Source organism: Yersinia sp. LJYL362 (assembly GCF_048323875.1).
The window spans coordinates 1-8,881 of record NZ_JBLWEX010000041.1; the positions used below are offsets into that span (position 1 = coordinate 1).

An 8,881-nucleotide genomic window follows, 5' to 3' on the forward strand; every position below is an offset into this window, starting at 1 on the left:
AATTGACCGGAGAGATAGATCATACCGCCCGCACAGACAGCATGGCTATAATGGCCCGCCGGCGGCAGGCCTGATGTTGAATTTATCAAGATAGGCTCAGACATCATCAAGGCTTATCAATAAAGTGAGCCAAACGCCCTAAATCAACATTACCGCCCGAAATAATGACCCCAACTCGTTTACCGCGTAGATCCAACTGGTCACCAAAAGCCACCGCTGCCCCTAAACAGCCGGTGGGCTCAACCACAATCTTCATTCGACTGGTGAAAAATTTCATCGCAGAAATTAACTGATCATCAGTCGCAGTCAGAATATTATCAACTCGCTCCTGAATGACCGGGAAAGTGTAGTGACCTAAAGCCGGTGTTTGTGCGCCGTCCGCAATGGTCACTGGCGTTTCAATCTTAACAATTTTTCCACTGCGGAAACTCTGTTGCCCATCATTACCCGCGGCAGGTTCCACCCCAATTACCTGACAATTGGGGTAAAGCGCTTTGGCGACTGTGGCACACCCAGACAACAGCCCCCCGCCTCCAAGTGGTACCAGCAGCACATCCAACTCACCCACTTCTTCAAATAATTCTTTCGCCGCTGTCCCCTGGCCGGCCATCACATCCGGATAATCGTATGGCGGGATTAATGTTAGCCCCTGTTCCTGTGCCAGTTTATTGCTAATAGCTTCGCGATCTTCAAGGTAGCGGTCATACAGCACCACTTCGCCGCCATAGCCACGGGTCGCCGCAATTTTGACCGCTGGAGAATCCTTAGGCATGACAATAACAGCGCGAATCCCTAATTTACGAGCCGATAAAGCAATAGCTTGTGCATGATTACCCGACGAGAAAGCAATAACCCCTTTTGCTTGCTGTTGCGGCGATAATTTCACCAGCGCGTTATAGGCCCCTCGAAATTTGAATGCCCCCATATGCTGGAAATTTTCGCATTTAAAAAACAGCTGCGCGCCGGTCTGCTCATTGGCAGTGGATGAGGTCAAAACCGGAGTTTTGAGCGCAACCCCAGTAATCCGCTGATGTGCTTGAACAATATCGTCGTAACAGATTGCTAATGGGGCCATCTTCAGTTTCCTTCAGTAGGGAGATAGGTATAGACAGTCGAGCGGGCGACACCCAGATTATTCGCAACCACGGTCTGGGCATTTTTCAAATCCATCAAACCGGCCTGTGCCAATTGACGGACAATTTCACGCCGCTGTGCCGGATTCAGTGCGCGTGGCGTGGTATTGTGCGCCGCTGCAAATTGTTCCAACTGAGTCCGTAACATCTCAAGGCGAGGTGATGCCAAAGACTCTTGAATTTCGGTGGGCGTAGTTTGTGTCAGCTGTGACAGGCTGGCACTAACGGCAGAAAACAGGGAGATGTCCATATTCAGACAGAGAGCCCCGATAAACTCTCCTTTGCTATTTTTCAGGCCAATTGATGTACTTTTTGCCGGACGGCCATCAGGAAATTGGTTCGGATAGTTAAGGATGACCTCAGGGAAGTTAGGATCAGCAATACGGCTCAACCCCAGTTCAGTCGCTGGTTCACCGACTTCCCGACCGGATAAGTTGTTTGAAATCGCCGCAATAGCATGTTCAGGCTGAGTCAGGTCATGCAAGACAAATTCCACTAAGGGTGCAAATGTTTTGCCCAGTGCTTCAACGATTTTTTTGCTCTCCCGCAACAGGAGTTGATCTTCTGTTAGTTTCATAATTGAAGTATTGTCACTTTATGACATTTTGTCAAATTGATTGTATGCGCATAACATCTCAATAAAAAAGCTGCGCGCGGCAGCTTTTTATCATTGAATTCGTGATAGTCAGTGTTACTTAAGAATAGAGCTTTTCAGTGATTTATCTTGCTGATGACGTTCTAAAGCCAGCTCAATCAGTGTGGTGATCAATTCCGTCGAGCCAACCCCTGTAGCGCGCCACAATTTAGGATACATACTAATATTGGTAAATCCAGGAAGGGTATTTATTTCATTGATAATTATGGTGTTATCGGCCGTTAAAAAAACATCGACCCGAGCCATACCACGGCACTCAAGTGCGCGAAATGCTGCTAAAGCGACTGCACGAATATTATCACTGACGGCACTGTCTATTGATGCAGGGATAATGACCTGAGCACCGGTTTCATTAATATATTTTGTGTCATAGGAATAAAACTCGTCGCTAATAACGACTTCACCACACAAACTGGCTTGCGGATTATCATTGCCCAAAACTGCACATTCGATTTCTCGCCCAACAATAGCCGATTCCACCAGCACTTTATGGTCAAAATCAAAGGCTAATGCTACCGCCTGCTCATATTCGTATGCATTACGCACTTTACTCACACCAACAGAGGAACCCTGATTTGCTGGCTTTATAAATAAAGGTAACCCGAGTTTTGCCGTAACTTGCTCAAAAATATAGTTATCTTTATTCGCCCGTGTCAGGGTAATAAATGGTGCGATATTCAACCCAGCATCACGCAATAAACGCTTGGTAATATCTTTATCCATGCTAACCGCAGAACCCACAACACCGGAGCCGACAAAAGGAATATTTGCCATGCGTAGCAGGCCTTGCAAGGATCCATCCTCCCCTAATGTCCCATGGACAATCGGGAAAATGACGTCCAACTGAGCCAATGCAGAGGCATTATCGGTAGCAATCAGCTGCTGATGCTCTTGGCCTGGGATCAGCGCGACATTTTTGTTTGAATGGTTCAGGGAAATCAATGCTGGGTTTTCTGCATTTAACAAGTAATTAGATGCATCATTAACATGCCATATTCCTTGTTTATCAATACCTAATAACATCACATCGAATTTTTCTTTATCAATCGCATCTACGATGTTCTTGGCCGACTGTAATGACACTTCATGTTCAGCTGATTTACCGCCAAAAATCACACCCACTCGCAATTTCGACACACTGCATTCCTTCTTGAGACCTGTTACTTAGGGCGCGACCACCCAATAAAATTACAGGTAACATTAATACAACCTTTGCATGCTTCACTAATGTTTTTTAAGATTCTTACAGAATTTTCTGGTTCAGATGGATAAACCACTTTTGTCTGAGAGAAATTAGCGCCAAATACTTCTTTTAATAATATAAGACGTTAATTCGCCATAGGCGATAGTCATAATTATCCTAATCAATGTGGCAACCAAATTAGCCAATAACAGAATTGAATTCTGTTATTGGCTTTTTTTCCATTTTTGTCATTTATTTTTAATAAAAAATCATTAAATTCGACAAAGCCAAATAATATTGGCTATATGATTAACATCACCCTGCAACAACTCATCACCAGTCAATGGATGGAAATTAAATATTATGCGAAATTATATTATGGCTACTTTATTACTCTCAACTACTTTTGTAACAAATGCTAATTCAGTCACTTCAACAATGCCCCAACAAGCACCACAAATTATTGCTCACCGGGGTGGAACAGCCGATGCACCTGAAAATACAATTCCAGCCATTAAAAAAGCATTGGCTAATGGTGCAGATGCAATCTGGATAACACTACAGTTATCAAAGGATAATATTCCAGTATTGTATCGCCCTATTCTCCTTGAGGACTTGACCAATAAATCAGGGAAAGTTTCTGGCTATACCGCCAAACAACTCACCGGCTTTGATGCCAGCGTTAACTATAATGAAAAACATAATATTCAACCTAAGTCAGCTCCACGCATTGGCATTCCTACGCTGGATGAAGTATTGAAGACCTTCCCGACAACAACATTTTACCTCGACATTAAATCACCAGATGCAAACCCAGTTGCCTTTGCCGAAGCACTACAAAAAACGCTGAATGCAACCACCAAAGGCGAAGGAAACAGGCTAGGCAGAACCCGAGTTTACTCGACCAATGATAGTTATCTGAAAGCATTGGATGCGGTTAATGAAAAAAGTGATGCTGCACATCAAATTCAGCATTTTGAAAGCCGAGACTTTACTCGAACGCAGTTAGCCAATATTACAATGGCTCATAAATGTGAACTACCAGCAGATAATAAAGAGCGCTGGTATGGTTTGGAATTACACCGTAATGTTGAGGTAGTGGAAAAATACACTCTGGGTGAAGGGCGTTCTAAAGCAGTATTAAGTTGGGATAAAGAAGCCGTTGATTGTTTCCGTAAAAATACAAATGCACATATTATTTTCTTCGGAATTAATACTCCTGAAGATTATATGAAAGCAAAAGAGTTAGGTGCTAATGGTGTAATGGTCGACTCTCCAAGCCAATTTAAAAAGATAGCCCACGACAATAAATAACTATACCGTCATATTTCAAACTGCATGTGTGCTGACTGCCTACCACTCGAATTATTTAGGATATAAAAAACAAAACCCCTCGCTCAAATCCTTATTAAGCGAGGGGTTTTACAGACAGTAAGACAATTTAGATCCCAGCTATAGAATGCGATACTGCTCCAGAGCTTTCTGACGAGCGGACTCTTTGGCTAACCGTTTCTTACGCGAATCACAAGGCTCGGGGCAATCACACACTTTCTCCATACCCAAAGCACTAATGCCTCCGCAACTGCCCTGTAAGGTTTTACGTTTTACGATATAACCCAGCGACATCCCAGCAATGACCAAGAGAAAAAAGACAAAGGACGCGATAAAAACAGTTAACATATCCCTCTCCTGTCACAGCCGCTTTTGCAGATAAGGTTTGAACGACTCTGAAGAACGCTCCTCAAAACCATCATCAGTTTTCACTATCATAAATACCGGAATACCCAATAAATTAGCTAATGTCATTCCTCGCTCCGGCCCAAGCACGCCTAATCCAGTCGAGAGCCCATCAGCGGTCATACAGCTTGGGTCTAAAACAGTAATGGAAACTAAGCGATGGTTAATTGGCCGCCCGGTTTCAGGATCAATGGTATGTGAATAGCGCACGCCATTTTGTTCAAAGTAATTACGGTAATCACCAGAAGTTGCGATAGCCATTCGACCGGGTTCGATAATCTCTTGCGCACTTTGCTCTGACCCTGCAATAGGCTTTTCAATAGCAATGCGCCAAGGTTTATTCTCCCCATTATTACCCCGAGTCCGAACCTCACCGCCAATATCAACCATATAGTTATCGATATTCTGCGCTTCCAAATATTCGGCAACAACATCGACCCCATATCCTTTAGCTATAGCAGAAAGATCAACATACAGTTCAGGAATATGTTTGATTAAAGCTCCATTTTCTACGGCAAGTTTATCAATACCAACCCATTCCCGGCGTTTGGTGATCTCAGCATCAGTAGGCACCACATTTGGTCGTCCTTCTGGGCCAAAGCCCCATAGATTAACCAACGGCCCGACAGTTACATCCAACGCTCCGTCCGTCAGGCGATTAATACGAATAGCCTCACGTACCACCTTGGCGGTAGCAATAGAAACAGGAAATGGCGTATCCACTTGCTGACTTTTATTGAAACGGCTCAGCTCGGAATTCGGTCGATAAGTCGACATTTGATCATTAACCTGTTCCAGTTCGCGATCTATTTCCTGTTGTAACTTTTTCGGGCTGAGGGTTGATGAGTCACTCACATATTTGATTGAATATGAGGTGCCCATCGTTTTACCTTCAAGATTGATTTGCTCAGGACCGCAGCCTGTTAGCAACAAAACCCCCACAGTCGCCATTAGCCAATGCATTATATGTTTTCGCACAATATCCCCAATTAATGTAGAAATCCGAGTGGTGGCAACTCAGCCACCAAAATCATCGAGCATAATGTTTTCATCTTCCACCCCAAGGTCTTTCAGCATCTTGATGACCGCCGCATTCATCATTGGCGGACCACACATATAAAACTCGCAATCTTCAGGTGCTGGGTGATTTTTAAGATAGTTTTCTAATAACACGTTATGAATGAAGCCGGTATAACCCGTCCAATTGTCCTCTGGCTGCGGGTCAGACAAAGCCACATGCCAACGGAAATTATCATTTTCAGCCTGTAACTGATCAAAATCTTCTTCATAAAACATCTCGCGCCGTGAACGCGCACCATACCAGAAGCTGATTTTACGCTTTGAATGCAGCCGTTTAAGCTGATCAAAAATATGCGAACGCATTGGGGCCATACCCGCGCCGCCGCCAATAAAGATCATTTCCGCATCAGTATCTTTGGCAAAAAACTCGCCAAACGACCCGGAAATCACCACTTTGTCACCCGGTTTTAGCGACCAAATATAGGAAGACATGATTCCTGGTGGAGCATCTGGTACTGACGGTGGTGGCGTAGCAATACGCACATTTAGCATGATAATACCGTGCTCTTCCGGATAGTTTGCCATGGAATAAGCGCGCACTGTTGGCTCCGTCACTACTGATTCAAACCGGAATAAATTGAATTTATCCCAATCGCCACGATATTCCTCAGGCACATCAAAATCAGCGTATTTTACCGTATGGGGTTCAGCCTCAATTTGGATAAAGCCCCCAGCGCGGAATGGCACCACCTCACCATCCGGTATTTTCAGCTTCAGCTCTTTGATAAATGTGGCTTTATTATCATTAGAGATAACCTCGCATTCCCACTTTTTCACCCCGAAGATCTCTTCCGGCAATTCAATTTTCAGATTTTGTTTCACACTAACCTGACATGCCAGCCGACAACCTTCTTTGGCTTCCCGCTTTGAAATATGAGAAAGCTCCGTGGGCAAAATATCGCCACCGCCTTCTTTAATCGTCACACGGCACTGCCCACAAGAGCCGCCCCCGCCACACGCGGAAGAAACAAATATGCCATGACTGGAAAGCATATTGAGCAGCTTGTCCCCTGCCGGAGCAGTGAAACTCTTATCTGCATCTTCATTTATATCAATTGTAATATCACCAGTATTCACCAGCTTTGACTTGGCAAATAAAATCATCACCGTCAATGCCAAGACAATGAGGGTGAACATCACTACGCCTAGAATTATTTCCATGAATTATTCCTGCCTTTATAAGTTCACGCCGGAGAAAGACATAAACCCTAAGGCCATCAATCCGGTAGTGATAAAGGTGATCCCTAGCCCCTGTAAACCCGCAGGTACATTGGCATACTTCATTTTTTCACGAATACCTGCTAACGCGACAATGGCTAACATCCAACCAATACCGGAACCAAATCCATAAACGATGGATTCAGGAAAGTTATAATCACGCTGTGCCATAAACGACACCCCACCGAAGATGGCGCAGTTCACCGTAATCAGTGGCAGGAAAATACCCAGTGCGTTGTACAGCGCGGGAAAATACCGATCCAGGATCATTTCTAGCACCTGCACAATGGCGGCGATAACACCAATAAAGGTAATAAAATTCAGGAAACTGAGATCAACCCCCTCAACTAATGCGCCATCCCGTAGAACCAGGTTATAAACCAAATTGTTAGCAGGCACAGAGATACCCAAGACGACGGTTACCGCAATGCCAAGGCCAAAGGCTGTCGAGACTTTCTTGGAAACTGCCAGGAAAGTACACATTCCCAGAAAGAATGCTAACGCCATATTCTCAACAAACACTGCGCGGACAAACAGACTGATGTAATGTTCCATCATCAATTACTCCTTCTCAATCTGCGCAGGTTTTAGGGTTCGCAGGCCCCAAATCAGCAAGCCAATAATAAAGAATGCACTAGGTGCCAACAGGAACAATCCATTAGGCTGATACCAGCCACCATTCTGGACAGTTTCCAGTACCGTCACACCAAACAATTTACCGGAGCCAATCAACTCACGGACAAAACCTACCAGCACTAACACCACGCCATAGCCCAAGCCATTGCCGATGCCATCCATAAAGCTTTCGATTGGTGGAGATTTCATCGCATAAGCCTCTGCGCGCCCCATCACAATGCAGTTAGTGATGATCAGGCCAACAAATACTGATAGCTGCTTGGATATCTCATAGGCATAAGCGCGTAAAATCTGATCCACCACAATGACCAATGAGGCAATAATCACCATCTGAACAATGATACGTACGCTGTTTGGAATATGATTGCGAATCAATGAGATGAAGAAGCTGGAGAATGCTGTAACCAAGGTTACCGCCAGTGTCATCACTAAAGCCGTTTCCAATTTGGTGGTAACTGCCAACGCAGAGCACACTCCCAGAATTTGCAGCGCAATCGGGTTGTTATCAAATAACGGCCCCAATAAGACCCGTTTAATCTCTTTGCTATCAGCCATTTTTTAACCCCCCTTCACGCACTTTTTTCAGGAACGGGCCAAAGCCGTTTTCACCTAGCCAAAAGTCAAAGCTGTTTTGTACCCCATTGGATGTCAGCGTCGCACCAGATAAACCATCTATTGCATGGGGATCGTTAGCAGGCGCTCGCCCCTTGACAATACGAATAGCCGGTTGCCCTTGATCGTCAAATAACCGCTTGCCAATCCATTGGTTACGCCAAATCGGGTTTTCAACTTCACCACCCAGCCCAGGGGTTTCACCTTGATCGTAATAAGTGATACCACGTACGGTTTTACCGTCAGTGTCGATAGCAACAAAGGCATACATCATTGACCACAAACCAGAACCGTAAATCGGTAACACAATTTTATCGACCTGCCCGCTTTCACTGCGCACCAGATAAATTTCAACCACATTCGCTCGACGGCGAATACCGGCCATATCCTGTGCGGGTGTCAGTGCAATACTCATTTGGTTATCACGCAGTGCCTGCACGCGATCAAAGGTTGCCGGATCTTGTTGAATAAACTCACCGCTCTGCAAATCCAGCAGGCGCGGTTCAATCCGCTGCGCAAACTCACTCTGTACTTCTTCTGCTGGCATTCTCGGTTGCAGTAATCCTGCCACTGCCAGAATATTGCGTTGCTTATCAAGTAAGCGCTGTTCTTGTTGCTTAGCTTTCA

The 8,881-nt window shown here is 44.9% G+C and carries 10 protein-coding genes; 1 reads left to right on the forward strand and 9 read right to left on the reverse strand.

Annotation, left to right across the window (positions count from 1 at the left end):
• Positions 1–106 precede the first annotated feature (106 nt).
• The 3 genes from ACNSO8_RS01660 to ddlA form a co-directional block, all read right to left on the reverse strand.
• Positions 107–1,075, reverse strand: a complete 969-nt coding sequence (locus ACNSO8_RS01660; protein ID WP_411928553.1) for a threo-3-hydroxy-L-aspartate ammonia-lyase — start codon at positions 1,073–1,075, stop codon at positions 107–109.
• Positions 1,076–1,077: 2 nt separating this feature from the next.
• The gene (locus tag ACNSO8_RS01665) at positions 1,078–1,710 is read right to left on the reverse strand and encodes a helix-turn-helix transcriptional regulator (RefSeq protein ID WP_011816929.1); all 633 of its coding nucleotides are present in this window, start codon (positions 1,708–1,710) and stop codon (positions 1,078–1,080) included.
• A gap of 114 nt (positions 1,711–1,824) precedes the next feature.
• Positions 1,825–2,925 carry a D-alanine--D-alanine ligase gene (gene ddlA / locus ACNSO8_RS01670; protein ID WP_019081356.1) on the reverse strand — a complete coding sequence of 367 codons (1,101 nt, stop codon included), beginning with the start codon at positions 2,923–2,925 and terminating at the stop codon, positions 1,825–1,827.
• A gap of 409 nt (positions 2,926–3,334) precedes the next feature.
• Between ddlA and ACNSO8_RS01675 the strand changes: the two genes are divergently transcribed.
• On the forward strand, positions 3,335–4,285 hold the full coding sequence (locus ACNSO8_RS01675) for a glycerophosphodiester phosphodiesterase family protein (protein ID WP_418393631.1): 951 nt from the start codon (positions 3,335–3,337) through the stop codon (positions 4,283–4,285).
• 138 nt (positions 4,286–4,423) lie between these two features.
• On the opposite strand, the gene nqrM is transcribed toward ACNSO8_RS01675, so the two are convergent.
• The 6 genes from nqrM to ACNSO8_RS01705 all read right to left on the reverse strand — a co-directional run.
• Positions 4,424–4,651, reverse strand: a complete 228-nt coding sequence (nqrM, locus tag ACNSO8_RS01680) for a (Na+)-NQR maturation NqrM (RefSeq protein ID WP_019081358.1) — start codon at positions 4,649–4,651, stop codon at positions 4,424–4,426.
• A gap of 12 nt (positions 4,652–4,663) precedes the next feature.
• Complete coding sequence (locus tag ACNSO8_RS01685; protein WP_418393632.1) at positions 4,664–5,686, reverse strand: FAD:protein FMN transferase; 1,023 nt, start codon at positions 5,684–5,686, stop codon at positions 4,664–4,666.
• Between the two features lie 39 nt (positions 5,687–5,725).
• On the reverse strand, positions 5,726–6,949 hold the full coding sequence (nqrF, locus tag ACNSO8_RS01690; protein WP_418393633.1) for an NADH:ubiquinone reductase (Na(+)-transporting) subunit F: 1,224 nt from the start codon (positions 6,947–6,949) through the stop codon (positions 5,726–5,728).
• A 15-nt stretch (positions 6,950–6,964) separates the two neighbouring features.
• Positions 6,965–7,561 carry an NADH:ubiquinone reductase (Na(+)-transporting) subunit E gene (gene nqrE, locus ACNSO8_RS01695; protein ID WP_004392325.1) on the reverse strand — a complete coding sequence of 199 codons (597 nt, stop codon included), beginning with the start codon at positions 7,559–7,561 and terminating at the stop codon, positions 6,965–6,967.
• A gap of 6 nt (positions 7,562–7,567) precedes the next feature.
• On the reverse strand, positions 7,568–8,197 hold the full coding sequence (locus tag ACNSO8_RS01700; protein ID WP_005160493.1) for an NADH:ubiquinone reductase (Na(+)-transporting) subunit D: 630 nt from the start codon (positions 8,195–8,197) through the stop codon (positions 7,568–7,570).
• Positions 8,190–8,881: Na(+)-translocating NADH-quinone reductase subunit C (locus tag ACNSO8_RS01705; protein WP_418393634.1), on the reverse strand; the 692-nt coding region annotated here is incomplete at its 5' end. The genes ACNSO8_RS01705 and ACNSO8_RS01700, both read right to left, overlap by 8 nt.